14 protein-coding genes and 5 pseudogenes are annotated in these 19,046 nt (G+C 67.4%); 10 read left to right on the top strand and 9 right to left on the bottom strand.

The window, feature by feature from the left end:
• Positions 1-955: 955 nt before the first annotated feature.
• The 4 genes and pseudogenes from AB0G84_RS11915 to AB0G84_RS11900 form a co-directional block, all read left to right on the top strand.
• Entirely contained in the window at positions 956-2,335 is a 1,380-nt protein-coding gene (locus AB0G84_RS11915) for an MFS transporter (protein ID WP_361318759.1), read from the top strand.
• A 311-nt stretch (positions 2,336-2,646) separates the two neighbouring features.
• Positions 2,647-3,519 carry an aldo/keto reductase gene (locus AB0G84_RS11910; RefSeq protein ID WP_361318757.1) on the top strand — a complete coding sequence of 291 codons (873 nt, stop codon included), beginning with the start codon at positions 2,647-2,649 and terminating at the stop codon, positions 3,517-3,519.
• A gap of 217 nt (positions 3,520-3,736) precedes the next feature.
• A complete protein-coding gene (locus tag AB0G84_RS11905; RefSeq protein WP_361318755.1) occupies positions 3,737-4,618 on the top strand; it encodes an LLM class F420-dependent oxidoreductase in 882 nt (293 codons plus the stop codon).
• Between the two features lie 132 nt (positions 4,619-4,750).
• A pseudogene (locus AB0G84_RS11900) lies at positions 4,751-5,380 on the top strand (histidine phosphatase family protein); the annotation flags it as partial.
• A 47-nt stretch (positions 5,381-5,427) separates the two neighbouring features.
• On the opposite strand, the gene AB0G84_RS11895 reads toward AB0G84_RS11900, so the two are convergent.
• The 6 genes and pseudogenes from AB0G84_RS11895 to AB0G84_RS11870 form a co-directional block, all read right to left on the bottom strand.
• On the bottom strand, positions 5,428-6,789 hold the full coding sequence (locus tag AB0G84_RS11895) for an aldehyde dehydrogenase family protein (protein ID WP_361318753.1): 1,362 nt from the start codon (positions 6,787-6,789) through the stop codon (positions 5,428-5,430).
• The gene (locus AB0G84_RS11890) at positions 6,789-7,847 is read right to left on the bottom strand and encodes an AMP-binding protein (RefSeq protein ID WP_361318751.1); all 1,059 of its coding nucleotides are present in this window, start codon (positions 7,845-7,847) and stop codon (positions 6,789-6,791) included. Before AB0G84_RS11890 ends, AB0G84_RS11895 begins: the two co-directional genes overlap by 1 nt.
• Positions 7,848-7,946: 99 nt before the next feature.
• Positions 7,947-9,059, bottom strand: a complete 1,113-nt coding sequence (locus AB0G84_RS11885) for an FAD-dependent oxidoreductase (RefSeq protein ID WP_361318749.1) — start codon at positions 9,057-9,059, stop codon at positions 7,947-7,949.
• On the bottom strand, positions 9,056-10,024 hold the full coding sequence (locus tag AB0G84_RS11880) for a hypothetical protein (RefSeq protein WP_361318747.1): 969 nt from the start codon (positions 10,022-10,024) through the stop codon (positions 9,056-9,058). The genes AB0G84_RS11885 and AB0G84_RS11880 overlap by 4 nt, the downstream gene beginning before the upstream one ends.
• Positions 10,025-10,179: 155 nt before the next feature.
• The gene (locus AB0G84_RS11875) at positions 10,180-10,329 is read right to left on the bottom strand and encodes a hypothetical protein (protein ID WP_361318745.1); all 150 of its coding nucleotides are present in this window, start codon (positions 10,327-10,329) and stop codon (positions 10,180-10,182) included.
• 1,115 nt (positions 10,330-11,444) lie between these two features.
• Positions 11,445-11,600 (bottom strand): annotated as a pseudogene (locus AB0G84_RS11870) (lantibiotic dehydratase); the annotation flags it as partial.
• A gap of 882 nt (positions 11,601-12,482) precedes the next feature.
• Here AB0G84_RS11870 and AB0G84_RS11865 point away from each other — a divergent pair.
• The 4 genes from AB0G84_RS11865 to AB0G84_RS11850 all read left to right on the top strand — a co-directional run bounded on the left by AB0G84_RS11865 (position 12,483) and on the right by AB0G84_RS11850 (position 16,828).
• Entirely contained in the window at positions 12,483-13,385 is a 903-nt protein-coding gene (locus AB0G84_RS11865; protein ID WP_361318743.1) for a VCBS repeat-containing protein, read from the top strand.
• 316 nt (positions 13,386-13,701) lie between these two features.
• Positions 13,702-14,697 (top strand): aminoglycoside phosphotransferase family protein, encoded by a 996-nt coding sequence (locus tag AB0G84_RS11860; RefSeq protein ID WP_361318741.1) that lies wholly within the window; start codon positions 13,702-13,704, stop codon positions 14,695-14,697.
• Positions 14,698-15,130: 433 nt separating this feature from the next.
• Positions 15,131-15,982 carry a class I SAM-dependent methyltransferase gene (locus tag AB0G84_RS11855; protein WP_361318739.1) on the top strand — a complete coding sequence of 284 codons (852 nt, stop codon included), beginning with the start codon at positions 15,131-15,133 and terminating at the stop codon, positions 15,980-15,982.
• 27 nt (positions 15,983-16,009) lie between these two features.
• On the top strand, positions 16,010-16,828 hold the full coding sequence (locus tag AB0G84_RS11850) for a transposase family protein (RefSeq protein WP_361319249.1): 819 nt from the start codon (positions 16,010-16,012) through the stop codon (positions 16,826-16,828).
• Here the strand turns inward: AB0G84_RS11850 and AB0G84_RS11845 are convergent.
• The 3 genes and pseudogenes from AB0G84_RS11845 to AB0G84_RS11835 all read right to left on the bottom strand — a co-directional run bounded on the left by AB0G84_RS11845 (position 16,809) and on the right by AB0G84_RS11835 (position 18,362).
• Positions 16,809-17,351, bottom strand: coding sequence for a DUF4232 domain-containing protein (locus AB0G84_RS11845; protein ID WP_361318737.1), 543 nt, complete (start codon positions 17,349-17,351; stop codon positions 16,809-16,811). The genes AB0G84_RS11850 and AB0G84_RS11845 overlap by 20 nt on opposite strands.
• Positions 17,352-17,480: 129 nt before the next feature.
• Positions 17,481-17,555 (bottom strand): annotated as a pseudogene (locus tag AB0G84_RS11840) (DUF4287 domain-containing protein); the annotation flags it as partial.
• A gap of 558 nt (positions 17,556-18,113) precedes the next feature.
• A complete protein-coding gene (locus tag AB0G84_RS11835; protein ID WP_361318735.1) occupies positions 18,114-18,362 on the bottom strand; it encodes a hypothetical protein in 249 nt (82 codons plus the stop codon).
• A gap of 6 nt (positions 18,363-18,368) precedes the next feature.
• Between AB0G84_RS11835 and AB0G84_RS11830 the strand changes: the two are divergent.
• Positions 18,369-18,509: pseudogene (locus AB0G84_RS11830) on the top strand (ABC transporter permease); the annotation flags it as partial.
• A 106-nt stretch (positions 18,510-18,615) separates the two neighbouring features.
• Positions 18,616-18,979, top strand: a pseudogene (locus AB0G84_RS11825) (ATP-binding cassette domain-containing protein); the annotation flags it as partial.
• Positions 18,980-19,046 lie beyond the last annotated feature (67 nt).

Genomic DNA, 19,046 nt, shown 5'->3' with positions numbered 1-19,046 from the left:
CCGTAGTGGAGTCAAGCGTGAGGAAGCCCTGTCAGGGGCAATGGGACCCGTGCCCTGTGGGGCGGACTGCCCCGCCCCGGACAGGAAGGCATGGCTGTAGAAAAACTTGTACCTGCACCGCGACCCGACCCCCCGTTAAGTCGTTTTGACTGAATCAGACCGCGATCTGGTTCAGGATCACTGCCCGGCAGTCCAGCCGCCGGCGTACCTCATCCGTCTCCTGGTCAATTCGATCCGCGACTGCATTGCCTTCGGGGACATGCACGCGGAAATCTCCCTCTGCATAACCACCGCTGACTAGCGTCAAGACCCATTCCAGGTAAAGAACTCTGTGGACTGACGTGGACCGCATCACGAGGTACTCGCCCGCCCGACGAACTTCAGACTGCCACCCTGCGAATGGTGAAACAAGTGTGGCTTGTGGGTCGGAAGGTGCACTGGCGTGATTTGGCCCCCGGGTGACTGGTTCGCCCTCTTCTCGCGAGGCCGAACAGGGCCCGGTGAACCTCACCGCCACGACGGCGCACCAACACCATCACGGCGAACTGCACCTCGGCCGGCCCGGAGAACGGCTCGATCCCCTTCGGACCAGCCGCTGAGATCGCGCCACCGGTACCGGGCCAATGCCACCAACCGCCACGCCAGTTACGGGACAGGGATGCTCCGGTGGCATACGAGGAGGACCGGGCTAGACAGCAGTCGAGCGGCACTGCAAGCTGCTCGGCATGAAAATCATGAAACATGAACCGACGGTGGCTGACGCCCACGGTCTGGTGGCAGGGACCGGACGGAGGGAACGCGCCACCCCACCTCAGCCGCTCGTGGCCGGCGCCGGCGACGCGTTATCCAGACATTCCCCACACCGTCCTGTGGCCGCACGACCCGGCACGCCGGTAGCGGTCGTGGGTGAGGTGCTCGCCCGATTATGGCGCAGCGCGTTCCTCGGGAGGCCCGCATGACCAGTACCGAGGCGATGCCACGACACAGGCCGGGCCTGGCACTTGGGGTGCTGGCCGGGGCGCTCGCACTGGACGTGAGCGGTCTGGGGGTGCTCAATGCCGCCCTGCCGTCCGTGGGAGCGCATTTCGATCTGGACGAAGCCACGCTCCAGTGGGTCATGATTGCCTACGCCGTCACGTTCGCCGGATTCCTGCTGGTGGGCGGCCGTCTGGCCGATGTCTTCGGCCGACGGCCGGTGTTCGAGTGCGGTGTCGCCCTGTTCACGGTGGCCGCGTTGGCCGGGGCCGTGGCGCCGGACACCGGGGTCCTGCTCGGTGCGCGGGCGATCCAGGGCATCGGCGCGGCCCTGTCAGGTCCGGCCGCACTGGCCCTGCTGACCGAGGTGTTTCCGGCCGGTCCGGCGCGCAACCGGGCACTCAGTGTGTACGCCGCGGTCGGCGCGGCGAGCTTCAGCGGCGGGGTGCTGCTGGGCGGTGTACTGACCCAGTTCCTCGGCTGGCGGTCGGTGCTGTGGTTCTCGGTGATATTGGGGCTGGCTGTGCTGGCCGCGACGCGCGCCGGGCTGCCCAGTGGTGTCGGGCGCGGCGGCCGGCTGGACCTGCCGGGTGCGATCTCGGGCACTCTCGGCCTCACCCTGCTGGTCGTCGGCGCGAGCAGTTCCGGCACCTTGGCATGGAGCGCACTCTGCGTCGCAGTGGCCTGCCTGGTCTTCTTCGTCGTGCACGAGCACCGCACCGCCGACCCGGTGCTTCCGCTCGGCCTCTTCCGGCTTGCATCGGTACGGGGCGCGAGCCTGGCAGCGTTCCTCCAGTACATGGGCTCGGTCGGGATGCTGTTCTTCGCGCCGCTGTATCTCCAGGAGATGCTGAAGTACTCTCCGCTCCAGTCCGGTCTCGCCCTGGTACCGATGTCGGCGGGCGTGTTCCTCACCGCCAACTTCGTCACCGGACGCCTGCTCGCCACGTACACGCCGCGAACGCTGATGGTCGTTGGGCTCGTCCTGATCGGCGGAGGAACAGCGCTGTGGATGAGCACCCCGCACCAAGGCAACTATCTGCTGCATGTGTTGCCCGGCCTGGTGATCAGCGGCATCGGTCAGGGACTGAACTTCCCCTCGATGACGTCCGCCGCGCTCACCGGCGTCGAGCCGGACCGGCACGCGGTCGCCGGGGCGGTGAATGTCGTGGCACAGCAGATCGGCGCCAGCGTCGGAGTGGCGGTCATGGTCCTGGTCGCAGCGACCAGCAACGACCAGCTCACCGGCTACCACCTCGCCTACCTCGCAGCCGGCATCGCCTGTGCGCTCGGAGCGGTATTCATCGCCATGGCAGGTCGTCATGACAAGCACGGCCTGAAGAGCCCTCATACGGAATAGAGCATCCCGCACATGGCCGTCAGACCCGACGGCGGAAGACGCATTCCAGGCGGTGCCGGCCACCGTGCGACCCCGGCACACCGAGCAAAGGGGCCTGACGGGGCCACAACGGTATTCGGCCTATAAGCAGCCGCACTTCCGCCACCATCACGCCCCTGCCTCCCGCACTCCTCACACCCGGCACCCCATGACCCCGCAGCAGGACATGGAGCCGCCCGGCAGACGGACTCCGGGACTCCGGGACTCCACCTGACTGTCCCGCGGTTTCGGGGCAGTTACTCCGCAGATTCCAAGCGAAAGAAATGGGTCACATGAGCCAACAGAACAGCTCCCGCCCCGCAGAAGCCTCCGGCTCCTTCGCCCTCGGCGGCGACCTGACCGTCAACCGCCTCGGCTACGGCGCCATGCAACTCACCGGACCCGGCATCTGGGGTGAGCCCAAGGACCCGGCCGAAGCCGTACGGGTGCTGCGCCGCGCCGTCGAGCTGGGCATCAACTTCATCGACACCGCCGACTCCTACGGCCCCTTCGTCAGCGAGCGGCTCATCCGCGAGGCTCTGCACCCCTACGCCGACGACCTACTCATCGCCACCAAGGGCGGGCTGACCCGCCCCGGCCCCGACGACTGGCGACCTTTAGGCCGACCCGAGTACCTGCGCCAGCAGGCCGAGCTGAGCCTGCGCCACCTCGGCGTGGAACGGATCGGCCTCTACCAGCTGCACCGCATCGACGAGCAGGTGCCGCTCGCTGACCAGTTGGGCGAGCTCGTCCTGCTTCAGAAAGAAGGCAAGATCCACCACATCGGCGTCTCCGAAGTGACCGTCCAGCAGCTCGAGGAGGCCCGCACGATCACGGAGATCGCCTCCGTGCAGAACCTCTTCAACCTCGCCAACCGCAGCGCCGAAGACGTCCTTGAGTACGCCGAGCGCGAGAACATCGCCTTCATCCCGTGGTTCCCCATAGCCACCGGCGAACTCGCCCGCTCCGGCGGCCCGCTCGACGCCGCCGCCAAACGACACGGCGCCAGCCCCTCCCAACTCGCCCTCGCCTGGCTACTGCACCGCTCCCCGGTCATGCTCCCCATCCCCGGCACCTCCCGGACCGCCCACCTGGAGGAAAACGCCGAGGCCGCCCGCATCACCCTCACCGACGACGAGTTCGACGCCCTGGCAGCCGCAGTCTGACCCACCAGCACGCCAAGAGCGGATCGCCACGCCTTGACCAGCCGGGCATCGCGTGGGTCAGCCTCGGCCCGGATGACGGCCTGGGTGCACAGCGCGTACGCCATGTGCCCCCAGGCCTGCCCTGGTTGCCGAGAACACCTCAATGGATAACTGATGGAGATGATGTCGTCCCACCCAGCGGAATGACGGGGGAATCACCGCATGGTATACATTCACAATGCCTTTACAACGCCCCTTCCGTTTCGGTGTCAACATGTTCGTTCCCGGATCGCGACGCGAGTGGATCGCGAAGTGCCGCAGAGCCGAGGAACTCGGTTTTGATGTAGTCGGAGTGGCCGATCACCTGGGATTCTCCGCGCCGTTTCCAGCAATGGTGCTCGCAGCCGAAACGACCGAACGGGTACGGCTGTCTACGTTCGTGTTGAACACGCCCTTCTACAACCCCGTTCTTCTCGCGCGTGATGTGGCGAGCACCGACCAATTCGTCGACGGGCGTTTGGAACTCGGGCTCGGCGCAGGCTATGTGAAGGCCGAGTTCGACACCGCGGAGATACCGTTCCCCAGCGGCGGAAAGCGGGTCGAACAGCTGGAACGGACTGTCACGACGTTGCGCCGTCTGTTTGAGGACACGGAACATCAGCCGCGTCCAGCCCAACCATCCGGTCCGCCGCTGCTGATTGGGGGTTGGGGCGACCGGCTGCTGCGGCTGGCCGCCACGCACGCCGACATCATCGCCTTCACCGGAGGCTGGGCCAACACCACCGGTGATGTCCTCCATCTGGCCGGAGTCGCGCAGACGGAAGAACGGGTCGCCTATGTGCGCGGCCTGCTCGGTGACCGCGCCGACGATGTCGAGCTCAATATCATGGTGCAACAGGTGATTCCGCCCGCCGAACGCAGCGCGATACCGGACAGGTTCGATCCGCTGCTGCCCGACGCTGCGGACAGCCTCGAGGACCTGCCCAGCGTGTTGATCGGAACCCCGGTGGAGATGGCGCAACAAATCAAGGAACGCCGCGAACGCTACGGCTTCACCTACTTCACGGTCATGGAATACAACATGGAGAACTTCGCGCCAGTCATGGCCGCACTGCGCTGAACTGCTCAATTCGCCACAATGCCACCGGCGACGGGGGCTGGGATCGAAAGGGGTGCCCCGATGCGCATCGGCGCCAGAATTAGTCGTGGAACGGCCGGCGCGAATTTCGCGCCCGCCGACCAGGAAAGCGAAAGCCCCACGACCCTCATGCTGTTACGCCACGGTGAGACGGCATTGACACCGGAGAAGCGGTTGTCCGGCAGCGGCGGCTCCGATCCGGCGTTGTCGGAAGCCGGGCAACGGCAGGCCGAGGCCGCCGCGAGGATGCTCGTGGCACGCGGTGCGGTGCAGGCGGTGGTGTCCTCACCGCTGTGCCGAGCCCAGCAGACGGCCGAGACTGCGGCACGACGGCTGGGCCTGGAAGTCCACGTCGACGAAGGGCTCACTGAGGCGGATTTCGGTGCCTGGGAGGGACTTACGTTCGCCGAGGTGGGCGAGCGCTACCCGGACGAGCTGGCAGCATGGCGCGCCTCCCCGGCGGCGGTGCCGGGCGGAACGGGGGAGACGTTCACCGCGGTTGCGCGCCGGGCCGCGCTCTCGCGGGACCGGCTCCTGGCGCGGTACAAGGGACAGACCGTGTTGGTCGTTTCGCACGTCGGGGTGTTGCGGACGCTGGTTCGGCTGGCGCTGGGCGCACCGCCCGCGTCGCTGTTCCGGATGGAGCTCTCGGCTGCCTCATTGTCGGCCGTGGCCTATGACGGGGACGGGAATGCGTCGGTGCAATTGCTGAACGACACGTCGCACCTGGCGGACCACCGCTGACCTCGGCAGCCGAACGAGGGCGCTGCCCGGCACAGCGCCCTCGTGGGTCAGCGTCGAATCGTCTTGGTGCGCATGAGGAATTCAGCGAGGTAGCCGTCGTGCGGCAGTCCGTGCTCCATCCACGGTGTCGGATGGGCGCCGACGTAGACGTTGGCGATGGTCGGCTCGGCCACCAATGCGTCGATCAGGTCCTCGTCGGTGGTGACGGCAGTGAGGACGAGGGTGTCGCGCAGCGGCCGGATCCCGGCGTCGCGGTCCCACGGTGCAACCCACGCACAGGGGAAGCCCAATTCCATCCCGAGCTGTTCGGCGAACGGGCTGTCGAGCTGGTGCACCGCCGGCCGGAGCACGGCGGAACCATCGCCGAGATCGTCGACGATACCGTCACCGCCGAGCCACGCCTTGGTGCCCGCTGCCCGCTGCCGCAGATACCCGTCCCACCGACGGGCGGGACCGACGGGCATCACGGGCAGGACTGCGCGTTCGTCCGTCGCGGGCAGGCTGGGCAGCGCGGCGAGGCGTTCGGCGATCGCCCTGGCCACGGGGGAGGGGTCGCCCTCGACCAGTACGCCGGTGGCGTTGACGCAACCGACGCCCCCACCACTGCTGATCGACTCCACGATGGTGTCGACGATCGGCTCCCACTCGGTTTCGGCAGTGATGAGTATCTTGGAGCGCCCGGGGCCCTGCGGCAGAATGCGCCCATCGCCCGCATATTTGCCCACGACATCCGCGCCGCCGTACACCATTCCGAAGTCGGCGTGCCGAAGGATGTCGTCGGCCACGTTGTGGTCGGTGGGCAGCAACGCGATTCCCTCGTCGCCGAAACCGGCCTCGCGCAGGGCAGTGATCAGCCGATGTGGGGTGAACGGCTCACGACGGGAGGGACGCACGGCAACGCGGTAGCCGAGCGCGAGAGCATCGAACCAACCCTGGTGCACCGCAGGGTGATTGCCCGCCGCATGGACGGCGAATACCTCACCGCGCCGGGTCCACACCGCCGCACCGCCCTGAGCCCGCGGATCGCGCCACGAGCCGACCGCAGCGGCCGGCCGCGCGTTCTCGACGCTGTGGTGGATCCGCTCGGCGGCCCGCGCGATGTCGTCGGTGGCATTGCGCACCACCGTGATCGGTATCCCGGTGACCGCGCTGACGGTGCGCTGATATTCCTGGGCCGTCAGCCCCCCGATCGACTGCGTGGCGAAAGCCCGGCCCGCCTGTGCGAACGCGGCGATCCGTGTGTCGAGGGGTAGCGCCGGCGCTCGGCGCAGGGCCTTTATTGCGCGGGTGATGTAGAGCGAGGGTGCGAGACTCAGTGTCGCGACCGGGTTTCCGGCAAGATCTCGAATGCTCTCCTGGCGCCGGGACCGATAGGGGCCGCCGGGGCCGAGAACGTCCAGGGACAACATCAGTACACGCCCTCGATCACCTTCGTATCGCCGAAGGACGCCACGGGTGCGACATCTGCGACCGCATCACCGAAGCCGCCATCCACCGGTGCGATCCGGGTTGCGTAGTCCCGCTCGATGTTGTTGACCAGCAAGGCAGTTCGGCTCATGTGATGCAGAACGATCTGCCCGCGCTCGCCGTACGGAACGACCCGGCCGGTGTCGGGGTCGATCACCCGGAACGTGGTGTACGGGGCGAAGGAGTCGAACACGCACGGCTCGTCGTCACCGAGGCCGGGCCGCTCGACCGATGTCCCCAGCATCATTGTGCCGCCGTACCCGCCGACGAACTTGGCGTTTCCGAACACCTCGTCGCGCAGCAGATCTCGGGTGTCGGCGTCCAGATGCGTACCGCCCCAGATGATCGCGCGAACCTTCCGGTTCACCAACTCGACCAGATCATCGTGCTGCGCGAGGCGCTCCAGCATCGGCGGGGTACCGAAGAGTACGCCCACATCCTGGCCGGCCAGAATGTAGCCGACCTGTTCGATGATGTGGTCGGTGTAGGCGTCGGCCATGTCCGTCCGGCCCTGCGCGAGCAGCTTCTTCACCCATCGCGGGTCCAGATCGATGCTGAAGTTCAGCCCACCCCGAGCCATCGCGGTGTCGACCGCCATCGCTCCGACATTGTGCGGCCCGCTGGGAACCGCACTGACCCAGTCGACATTGCGAGGTACGCCGTGAGCATCCAGTCGCTCGCTGAACCATGCGACGCTGCTCCGCTGCCACTCCGCGGCGTACGCCACTCGCTTGGGCTGCCCTGTGGTACCGCCGCTTTCGTAGACGGCCGCCCCGTGCTCGTCACCGTAGCCACGAGGAATCAGGTCACGGACGCCGACGTCGCGCAGCTCGTCCACCACATTGGGAAACAAGCCGAGATCGTCGAAATCCCGGACATCGGTCAGCGGATCGAAGTCGAGAGTCTCGGCCCGTTTCAGCCAGAACGGTGACCCGGTCTCCGGACTGAAGTGCCACCGCATCATCTCCCGAACGAACTCTCCGCCAGTGTGCTCGACCATGGATTTCCCTCTCGAAAGAAGTGAACAATGCCAAGGAAACCGGCGCGCGACGTCGGCTCACCGTTCGCGCCCCTCTCTCCGCCGCACGCCAGCGCGTTCCTACCCGGTCTCGGCCGAACCACTGAGACAGCGGGCAGTGGAGAGGCCGGCCGTGTCGATCCAGGAACTCTTGTCGAGCACGAGGTCTCGGATGATCTCTCCGGCGGCAGGTGCCTGGCACAGTCCCTGACCGGAGAATCCAGCCGCATAGAAGAACGGGCGGGAGTGAGCGCGCCCGATGAAAGCCATCCCGTCCGGACTGACATCGAGGTCTCCGCTCCACCCGTGCTCGAGGCCGTTGCCGGCGAGGGTCGGGAACGTCGTGCCGACGCGGTGTGACACCCTCTGCAGCCAGGTCTGTCGGGTTTCGTCCGGAGCGGGGCGGCCCATCCCGACGAGAACGCGGTCTCCCCAGCTACGAATCCGCAGGCTGGAAGGGTGCATGGTCATCGGCAGAGCGTTGCGCGGGGCATTACCAGGGGTGTCGGTCAGAAGCATTTCGACGGGGTAGGTGGTCACGGGAATGCGCACGTCGGCCATGGCGGCGACCGTTCCCGCCCAGGGGCCTGCCGCGCAGACGATGGTGTCGGCGCGGATGCTGCCCGCAGGCGTGTGGACCCGCCCATCTGGGTCGATGCCGGTGACGGGTGTTTCCGTGCACAGAAGGGCGCCGGCCTGCTGGGCGGCTGTGGCATAGCCGCGCACGATCGCGGCGGGATCGCAGGCGTAGGCTTCGGGCGACCAGGCTGCCGCCAGGATGCTTCGCTCGTCGACCAGCGGGTTGAGCCGCGCTGCTTCAGCAGCGGTCACGAGTTCGACGTCCACTCCAGCTGCCTGCTGGGCAGCTTGGGTGTCTCGGAAGTCCTGCACCTGGTGTTCGTCGGTGAACAGCACGAGTAAGCCGATACGCGTCAAGCCGAGGTCGTTTCCGGTCCGTTCGGTGAAGGCGTGGTAAGCCGCCAGGCTCCGGACGGCAAGGCTGCTGATGAGAGCGTTGCCGGGAAAGTAGGTACGTACAACGCCCGCAGTGGTGCCGGACGATCCCGAGCCGAGCGCGCCACGCTCCAGCAGGACGGTACCGACGCCTGCCTCGGCGAGCTGGGACGCTATTGAGTTGCCGATGACGCCCCCGCCGATGACGACGGCGTCCGTGCGTTCGGGGAGTTGGCTCACGGCTGGCGGACCAATTCGTCGGTGCGCAGTTGGCGCAGGTGATCTGCGGTGTCCCACGGGTACAGGTGCAGATTCCAACCGCCCAAACAGTTGACGTAGAGGGCCAGTTGGCTCACCACACTCAGGAAATCGTCGCGATCGAGCTGGTCGAGGCAGCTCAGGAAGCGCTGGGTGAAACTCCAAAGCTGCTCCAGGCCGCAGTAGCCCAGAAACTCGGCCGGAAGACCGACCAGCAGGCGCGTCATGTGCCGCAAGGAATCCATCGGCATGTCCTGGACCGCGGCCCGGACCAGACCGCCGTAGGTGGCGTACCCCAGTGGGCGGGTCTCACCGTTGACGAACAACAGTGTGGGCAACACCGTCTCAAAACTGCCCGCCCCGGAAGGAATCACCCCCTCGTGGAGGTCAACGAGTTCCTGTGGTCCGGACAGCCAAGCACGCTCGGTCGCGGTGTACACGTCCTGGATGAGACGATTCGCGTCGGGATCTGCGGCGGTCAATTGCGGAATACGGTGGCCGCCTTCGGTTCCCGCCTTGCGGACCTCCGCCAGGATCGGCTTCTTCGTCGAATAGACCGAATCCCAGACCGCCTGCCCGGCCTCCCGTAGTGCGGGCATATCTTCCTGCCGGATCTGGCCCACCGGGGATGCCGGCATCGGTTCGGTTAACGTGCCGTACTTGATGCCCAAATGCTGTAGCGCGGAGCAGAATACGGTCCCATCGGGCGCCTCGCGTCGATCCGCGATCCGAGTGGACGCGGACAGATGCAGAAGCGACGGGATCGGTGCCGCGTGATAGAGATGCTGTCCCGCCACCAGCGCGTGTCCCTGCAGACTCTGGTAGGGCAATGCCTCCCACAGTGCGTCGGCAAGTTCAGGGTTGCGGCCGTCGAGTTCCGCGGTCACGGTGATACCCAGGTCGGGCCAGGCTATTTCGATATGCCGACCGGAAAATGTTTCAGTCAAGGTCTTCCCCTTCGTTCAGTGAGATGTCGTGGCTGCTATTGCTCTGCGAAAGAGTCACCGACGGAGTCGGTTTCGTACGTCATCATGGCGATGGTCGTCTCGACGGCCTCGGCATCGCCCGCGGCATTCCGTAGCGCTTCTATCCCGAAGCACTTCTATAGGCAGGGCACGCGCATCCGATGCTTGACCAGGGCAGTGGTGGCCAGCTTCTCCCAGCCATTGCGGCTCTTGCCCTTGGGGCGCTTGACCGGGGTGCGGACGGCGCCGTCGGCGCCTCGGTAGCCAGAGTCGACGGTGATCTCCACGTCCTGCTCGGCGGCGACTCGATGATGCCGTCGGCGCGGGCGGCGGTCAGGTCGTGCGTGGAGCCGGCCCGGACCTCGCCAAGGGAGACCAGCTCCCCTCGGTGGTGGTCAGCGCCTGCACGTTCATGCCGTGTTCGCGGTGTTTGGCCTGGTAGAGCGGATCCGTTGGCCTCGGAGGCCGGGCTGGTTGCAGCGCCAGGCGGACAGCAAGGCGCCGCCCCGCAGCAGGCGCCGCTCTTGCCCGGAGGCGGCGAGGCGTCGGCCATGCTGGGGCCCAGCGCGGCGAGGGCATCGATGCCCTCGTTGACGTAACGGCGGGCGGTCTCGGCGCCGATCCTGAAGTGGCATCCGAGCTGTTCAAACGTGTCGCCCTTGGCAAGGAAGGCCAGCAGCACGAGCGCCTGGCCCCACGGCGCCAGGGCCCGCCGGATACCGCCCGCGTCATCCCTCCGGGCGGCGGTCAGGCTCTCTCGTCAGGAAACCAGGGTGGAGGGTACGTCGAGCGTGGCGCGATAGGTGCGCCAGCGAAGCTCCTTGTGTTGCACGGCGGTTGGCTCTCCATGCGACATCGAGGGGCTTCGTTGCGTTACGGGGTCCTGCCCACATCCGAACCGGGCGCGATGAGATTCGCTCAGTCATATGCTGGGAATTCATCTGGCTAGCGGCACGCTTCATGAGCCATTTGCGCCGCTCGGGAATGGGCGTGAATTCTTCTGATCTCGCATAAATGACGGGCTCTGCGCAATTCTTAGCAAAACCCTCAAGAATATTATCGCGCATACCGGCATCACAAGTCACGTCGAAATGCCCGTACTCCAGATTGTCCGGGCATCTCTTTACGTGATCACCCCTCCGGCGCGTCGAGGGAGGAGCAAGAAATTCAACAGCTACACGGTAATGGACGTGCCCCCTGGCGAAACCGTGCACCCCGTGAAGGTAAGCCTCGTTATAGGTATGTCCACTGGCAGTAACTGGATCGCTGACTTGCAACTTCCAATCGAACCGGCATAACCGGTCTAATCGGTCTAACAAGGATCCCTCCGAGGTCTACCGACGTCTACCGAGGTCTTGCTAAACGATCTCTCAATTAGAGAATACATGCCAGGATCAACTGGTCAACCCTTCGCATCGGATTCGACCCAAGGTGCCCATGCAGCGCTGGTGGATGCGTGGAAGCCGTCCGGCAGGCCGATGCCGGTGACCGGGTCGGTGCACTCCAGTAGCGGGACCAGCACGTGCGGCCCGCAGTGCTCCAGGAAGCGGTGGCGGTAGGTCTGCCAGGCGGGTAGGGCGTGAGCCGGGCCAGTGGCGGTCGCGGCGGCCTTGGCTTCCCTCCTCGTGGACGACGACGCGGAAGTGCACTACCTGCCGGAACCCCTGATCTCGGCCGCGCACGGCGCGGGCCGCGCCAACGAGCCCTACGCACAGCTCCGCACCCGCCTGACCGTACGTCTGGCCGGGAGCCCCTTGTCGGATCAGGAACTCACCGTCGGCCCCGGCGTTCCTTCCTGGTCAGGTCCTGCCGTACGGCCGCCAGGTCGTCTCCCGAGGCTCGATCGGTCCTGCTCGTCGAAACGGTCCGGAGGTCTGGACCACAGCGTGCCCCATGAGCCCCCGGGGGTCGGCCTGTTTCCCGGCGTAGCGCCACCGATGCTGATTTTGTGCTGACTTGCTGACCTTAAAATGCCTTCTGACCTGCACCTGCACCTGCAACGATGCCTTGCCATGTCTCTTCGAGTTCGTTCCAGTGGCTGATGACTTGCCACTTCCTTGTGTGCTTAAGAATCGGGTAGCGGGCGGCCTCGCATGCCCGAGCAGCTGAGAAGGCTCGATCTTTACGTTGGCCCCGATGTATATGTCGTCTGTCCTGAGAGATGGCTCGATTTCCAGTAAATGCCTTCGGAGGCGGACGGCTGAGGGTGAAGCGCTGCAAAGTCCGTGGCTGCCACCAGCAGGTCGGCCGCTCTACGGAGCAGGCCGACCGCAACGGGGTTGCCGTCCTTCCGCGTTGCCCTCCGGGCGGAATTCAACATTCCTCACCCACCGCAAAAACCACTGGTACAAACGTGCAAGGATCCGGACAATGATGCGGGCGCTCCCCACACCTATGCGGAGCGCACCGCCTGGTTTCCGCATACCTCATGGAGTCATACGTGACCCAGTCTTCCCGGCGTGCCCGCGCGCTGTCGCGTCTCGTCACCTCGGCGATCAGCGTCGTTCTGGCCGGTGCCACGGCCGGTACCGCTCTGGCCGACGCTCCTGCGACGACCGTTCCGGCGAAGAACGTCGCCCGGAGCGTCGCCGCGGCCGGGCAGCACAAGCCCACCCCAGCCGCACCGTTCTTCCTCCTCTCCGGGATCCTGCCGTCGGGCCAGATGTACGTCTACATGGCCGACGGGAAGGGCGGCTTCGACGAGCGGTCGGGCGCCTACGTCTGGCCGCACTTCAGGTACGGGGTGTCGATCGACCCCGATCTGACCGGCTACCAGGACGGTGCGTACCACGTCATGGACGACGGCGCGCTGAATCTCTGGCGCAACGGGCGCCTCAAGAAGGTGGCCACCGGCTGGGGTCGGTACAACGTCGTGTTCTCCCCCGGCACCCTGGGCGGCGCCAAGCACCCCGACCTGCTGGCCCGCGACAAGCAGGGCGTCCTGTGGCGCTTTCAGACCAAGGCGGACGGCTCGCTGGCACCGCGCGTCAAGGTCGGCCCCGGCTGGAACCAGTTCACCCAGATCGCCGGTCAGGGTGACCTGACCGGCGACGGCAAGCCGGACATCGTCGCCCGCGACAAGCAGGGCGTCCTCTGGCTGTACAAGGGCACGGGCGATCTGCGGAAGCCGTTCGCGCCCCGCGTGAAGGTGGGTCCCGGCTGGAACCAGTTCAATAAGCTGGTGGCCACGGGTGACGTCGACGGCGACGGCCACAGCGACCTCCTCGCCCGCGATCCCAAGGGCAACCTGTGGCTGTACAACGGCACGGGCAAGGCGTCGTCGCCGTTCACGTCCCGGGTGAAGGTCGGCTCTGGATTCAACCAGTACCGCGAACTGTTCTAACCGTCCTTACGGGGCGAGGCGTTCGCGCTACGCCCAGCAGCCCGACACAGGACCTCTACGCGGCCCGTCCTCTGGCAACCGTCTCAGCCATTATCGGTTGGCGACGAGGACTCCGTAGACGGCCACCGACCGGACGGTCGACCCCATCATGCCGCGGGCGGTGGCGGCCGCCGCGGAAGAAGCCCTCGGGCCGGGCCCGGTCCGAGGGGCGGTGCAAACGGCCCGGGCCCCACCCACGTTCTCAGCCCAATCAATGAGTTTCTGGTCATGCCGCTGAAGGCTTTTGCGTGTGCTGCCGTCCGGATGATGAGGTGGCATGGTGACCCACCACGATGAGGCGGCGGCCGTCCGACCATTGACACTGGCTTGGGTGAGCCGACACCTGGAGGTCGGCGAACGGATCATCAGAACCGAGGCGTTGCAGGGTGGCATCACTGCCGAATTGCGGCGGCTGACCATCGGCAGGCCGGACGGAGGCACCCGTGACCTGGTGCTGCGGACCTTCGTCAACGTGGAGCACGCCGAGGACTGGCTGAGCAGGGAGGCTGGCGCCCTGATCCTGCTCACGGGGACCGGCGTGCCGGCTCCTGGACTGGTCGCGGTTGATCCGACCGCCGAGCATTGCGAGTATCCGTCGCTCCTCATGACACATCTGGCGGGCCGGACGGTCCTCGACGATGAGGGATTGGAGACGCGCGTTCCTCTGCTGGCCCGTCAACTCGTGGCGATCCACGCGTTGCGACCCTTCCCCAAGCGATCGACTTCGCTCGAGCAGGGGAGACCCCATCGGCGACCCCGGGCGTATGTGGCGTGGACGACCGCCGACACCGTCGTGACTCCGAAGGGCGCCGACGCGGCGGCATGGGCCGCGGCGATCGACGTGATCCGGGGGCCCGCGCCGCCCTATGAAGGACGGTTCCTGCACCGGGACTTCCAACCCGGCAACGTGCTGTTCGACGTGCCGCCCCCACACCCGGCAGGTGCCCGGATCACCGGCGTCGTCGACTGGGCAGGGACCTCCTGGGGCCCGACGGATCTCGATGTGGCGCACTGCTCCACCAATCTCGCGCTGCTGCACGGCCCGGCGTGGGGGCAGCGGTTCGCCGAGGCGTATGAGGAGGCCGGCGGGGTGCTGGCCGCGGCCGCGAGCGAGCGGCTGTACTGGCGGGTTCGGGACGGACTGGCGTGCTCAGAAGAAGTGCAGTCGGTGTCCCAGCCATGGCGGGAGGCAGGGAGGACAGAGCTGACGACGCGAGCCGTGGAGGAGCGGCTGGATGCCTATGTCACCGCCCTGATGGATGCGCTGGGCTGAACCAAGGCGGTCCGAGGCGCCGCCCCGGCGCCGAGCGCCGTGCCCGGCTTCCACGCACAGACGCCCTCAGCCTGGCCGGCTGGCTTCGACGTCTTGCTACCAGCGCATCCCACTGGCCCGCCGGCGCCGGGTCCGGCGCCGGGTCCGGCATCAGGCAAGGGGCGAAGATCCAATCTGATGTCTCCGCTGACAGCCCACTGCCGTCATTCCTCGTGAATGCCCGCAGCGGCGAAGATCTCCAACTGCTGCTGAAACTCAGGCTCGGTCCACTTCGTGTGGTCGCGTACGCAGGGTGACTGTTGATCTCCTCCTAATGGCAGTTTTAGTGGCCGTAGGCGGTCAGGGGCGGTCAGTTCGCGCAGGGCTGGCTGGCCGCGCATGAAGCTGGCTCCCCTCACCAGGCCCCTTGGAATCGATCTTCTAGGCTGGCGCGGTGACTGATGAGCAGAAGTGGGGGCAGCCGTCGGGAGTGTGGGCCACGGCGGTGGGGGTGGCCAGGGTGCGGGCGCTGGAGACCGAGCGGGAGAACGCGCTGTTCCGCGACCCACTGGCACAGGCCTTCGCCACCGCCGGCGGCCTGTGGCCCTCCTCGCCGCCGCTGCCCGATGACGAGGCCGCGCGACGCCGCCGGCAGGCCGTGTCGTACTCCATCGTCATCAGGACGAAGTTCCTCGACGACCTGTTGCAGCAGGCCTCCGCGTCCGGGGTCCGGCAGATCGTGCTGCTCGGCGCCGGCATGGACAGCCGGGCCTTCCGGATGGACTGGCCCGAGGGCACCCGGCTGTTCGAGGTCGACACCGCCGCGCCACTGGACTTCAAGGCTTCGGTGCTGCGCCAGGAGCGGGCCGTCGCACGCTGCGAGCGGATCACCGTCGCGGTGGATCTGCGTGCGGACTGGCCAGGCGCGCTGGCCGCCGCAGGGCACGACCCGACCGTGCCGACCGCGTGGATCGCCGAAGGACTACTGATCTATCTGCCCGAGGACGCGGTGGAGCTACTGCTGGCCCGGATCAGCACGCAGTCGGCGGCAGGCAGTCGGATGGGGCTGGCATTGGGCTCGCGCGGCGTGATCGAGCGCTTCGGCGCGGACGCCGCGCCGGGATCGGCGGCGTCCATGTGGGTCTCGGAGATGCCCGACGACCCGGTGGGCTGGCTGGCCGGGTACGGCTGGGAGGCCGACAGCCACACCCTGCGCGAGCGCGCTGCCGCCTACGGCCGTCCGATCAGCACCCCGCCGCAGCGCGAGGAGCGGCCCGGCGGACTGATCTCGGCGGTCCGCCGGTAGAGCGCCTCCCGGTTCCCTAGATGCTCGATTCCAGGGCGCGAGGCCTGTCCGGGGTGCGGGTGTTGGTCGGGGCGCATACACGGCTCCTGCCTGCGATTTCCTCGTGATCTGCCGACGGCGGGCACGTTCGTCGTGGTGTCGTTGCGGGTGCGGAGGTTCGTCTGCGAGGAGGAATCCTGCGCGCGCATGACCGTCGCCGAGCAAGTACCCGGTCTCACCCGCAGGTTCGGGCGACGGACCGAGCGGCTGCGGTCGACGCTGGTGTCGGTCGGTCCGTCTTGCGCGCGCGGGCCGGGCCGGCGCCCGGATGACGGACGCCTTCAAGGTTCCGGTCAGCCGGAACACCCTGTTGAGGCTGATCGCCTCGCTTCCGGACCCCGCCACCGCAGTACCCCGCGTGGTCGGCGTGGACACGCCCAGCGCAAGGGCCGTGTCTACGGAACCGTGCTCGTCGACGTCGAGACACGCCGCCCGGCCGACCTCCTTCCCGATCGGGGGCGGACACGCTCGCGGCCTGGCTCGCCGAGCGGCCCGGCATCGAGATCGTCTGCCGTGACCGGGCGCCCTTCTTCGCCGAAGGTGCCACCCGCGGCGCCCGCAGGCCCTCCAGGTCGCCGACCGGTGGCATCGCTGGCACCACCTGGGCGAAGCCGCCGAGAAGTGCGTCTACCGGCACTGTGGCTGCTTGCGTCCCACGCCGCCCCAGTAGCGTGTCGGCCGGTCCACCAGGCGTGGCCACCGCACTACCCGGAGGCTTCAACTCATTCCGGGAGTCCTGCCGTGGCCACCAGCGACGCTGAGGGAAGCTCAGACGCTGTCCAGTCGGTTACCGCCCGACCGGATTGAGGTAGGTGGCCGGGTGGGTGGCGCCGTCCTGCTTGAGGATCTGGCCGCCGAACGGCCACTTCAGGGTGAAGTGCTCCGTCTCGTTCGGCGGGGTGACCAGGAACTTCGCCGGAACGAACTTCTCCTTCTGCGGCGTGGACTTGGCCACCGGGAGCAGGGTGATGCTGAAGTCCACCGTGTCCCCCTGCTCCAGGGTCATCTTTTCGGGCTTCTCGGAGGAGCGCGCCAGCGACCAAGTGCCGTCGGTCGCCTGAGCGCCGATCATGTCGACACCGGCGAAGCCGGACAGGGTGCAGGTGCGCTTGCTCTGGTTGGTGAACCAGATGTGCGCCTGGGTCTGCTTCTCGGTCTGCTCCATCTCCGGCCTGGCGTCTTCCCCGGTGGCGAAGCCGGCCTTCAGGTCGGCGGTGTGGCAGCGGGTCAGCTCGGCTTTGGCGGGGGCGGCCGAGGCCGGGACAGCGGTTACGGCAGTGCCGGCGACGACGACGGCCGCAAAGGCCAGGGCGGTCAGCTTGCTCTTCATGTCGGGTTCCCCTCGAAGGCGAATCGGCGCGCAAGGTCAGCGCGCGCCTACACAGTTGAAGATGTGCAATGCGTGAGGAAGGTTCGGTGTGCCGGAGAACCTTCGGGGCTCGCCCGACTCGCCGAAGGGTTCCCACTTGAGCCAGGCGACGAGCTCCATGTGCTTGGTCGGGGGCGAGGTACGGATCAGGTCTTTCCACAGCTCATTCGCCGGCACGCTGCGCTTCGCCGGTCCAGCGGGCCGGGCATGTGCGTGGCCGGCTGCGATCGCGGGAGACCGCAGCCTTGGCCGGGTGGGGCGTCTGGAGTGGGGGAAGTCATGATGTTCCTGTCGTGGCGCACGAGTCAGGTCATGCGGCCCGGCTTCGTCGCACGCTTTCGCCCAAGACGAGCCGCTGGACGGAGATGGTGAGGTCGTCGACGCGCAGGCCGGTCAGGTCGGACACCCGGTGGGCGATGTAGCGCCGGATCTCGCCGCAGGCGCGGGCGATGTCGACGGGGTAGGGGCAGGTCCACGGAGACCCTCAGGCGTGCCGAGCCTTCGTGCACGGCGGCCGTGGAGTGGGCAGGGCTCAGGCCGAGACGAGTGGGCGGCTGGCCGGTGTGCCGGGTGAGGGCTTCGCGCGCCGCGCGGACCGCGATGCGGGTCACCATGCTCTAGGGGATCAGCGTCGCGCCGCGACGGGCGGGCGGGGGAAGCGAGGGCCTACGTGCGCTCTCACCTTCCGGGCCGCTCCCCATGGGAGGCGACGGGGTTGGGTTGTCACCGGACTCGCCCGGCGTTCCCGGTGCGGGGCGGCCCGGGGCTGTAGGTGCTGCGGGGGCGGTCAAAGGTCTCGCGGAGCCCGTCGTTCTCGCGGGTGTGTACGTAGTCGCTGACGTGCACGTCACCGCGCGCCAGGTGGCCGACGATCAGGCCCACCAGGCCCATGCCGGCGACTACGAGGAAGGCTCCGAAGCCGCCGGAGTAGCCCGCGAAACCCAGGGCCAGGCCGGTCAGGAGCCCCACCACGGTTGCGGGATCTCCAGCCTGGGCAGTGCGAACACGCTCAACGAAGTACTGTCGGGGACGCTCGGAATCGTCGTCCCAGCCCTGCCGTTCGACGCCGGGTACGTGCTGATCGGACGGCTCACCATCTCACGGGGGATCCGTGGCTGACTCTGCCGAAATCGTCGAACCGACCTCCCCGACGTCCGGCGCCGCGGGCTCTGGCGGATCCGCCCGATCCGCCGGGCCCGACCGGCCGGCCGCCGCCAGCGCGAGTATCCGGCTGGACAACCTCACCAAGCGCTATCCGGACAGCCAAGCCCCGGCCGCGGAGGACGTGACCCGGGACGAAGCGGCCGGCGAAACCGTGATCCTTGTGGGGCCCTCGGGCTGCGGCAAGAGCACCACCCTCAAGATGATCAACCGGCTGATCGAGACGACCTCGGGACAGATCACCATCGGCGGCGAGGACGTCACCGGCATCAACCGTGGCGCTCCGCCGCACCATCGGCTACGCCATCCAGGCCACGGGTCTCTTCCCGCACATGACCGTCACCGAGAACATCGGGCTCGTACCGAAGATGGCCGGCCGGCCCCGCGCGAAGGTGCGGGACCGGGGCGAGGAGATGAGCTCCGTACTGACGGTCGCCATGGCGCTGATCATGGACTGGCTCGGGACGCTCGTCGAGTTGCTGCTCCGCACACGCG

It is taken from the genome of Streptomyces sp. NPDC020742 (assembly GCF_040641675.1).
Taxonomy (GTDB): domain Bacteria; phylum Actinomycetota; class Actinomycetes; order Streptomycetales; family Streptomycetaceae; genus Streptomyces.
The sequence above is the reverse complement of the archived record's forward strand: the minus strand, read 5'-3'. Positions and strand labels throughout refer to the sequence as shown.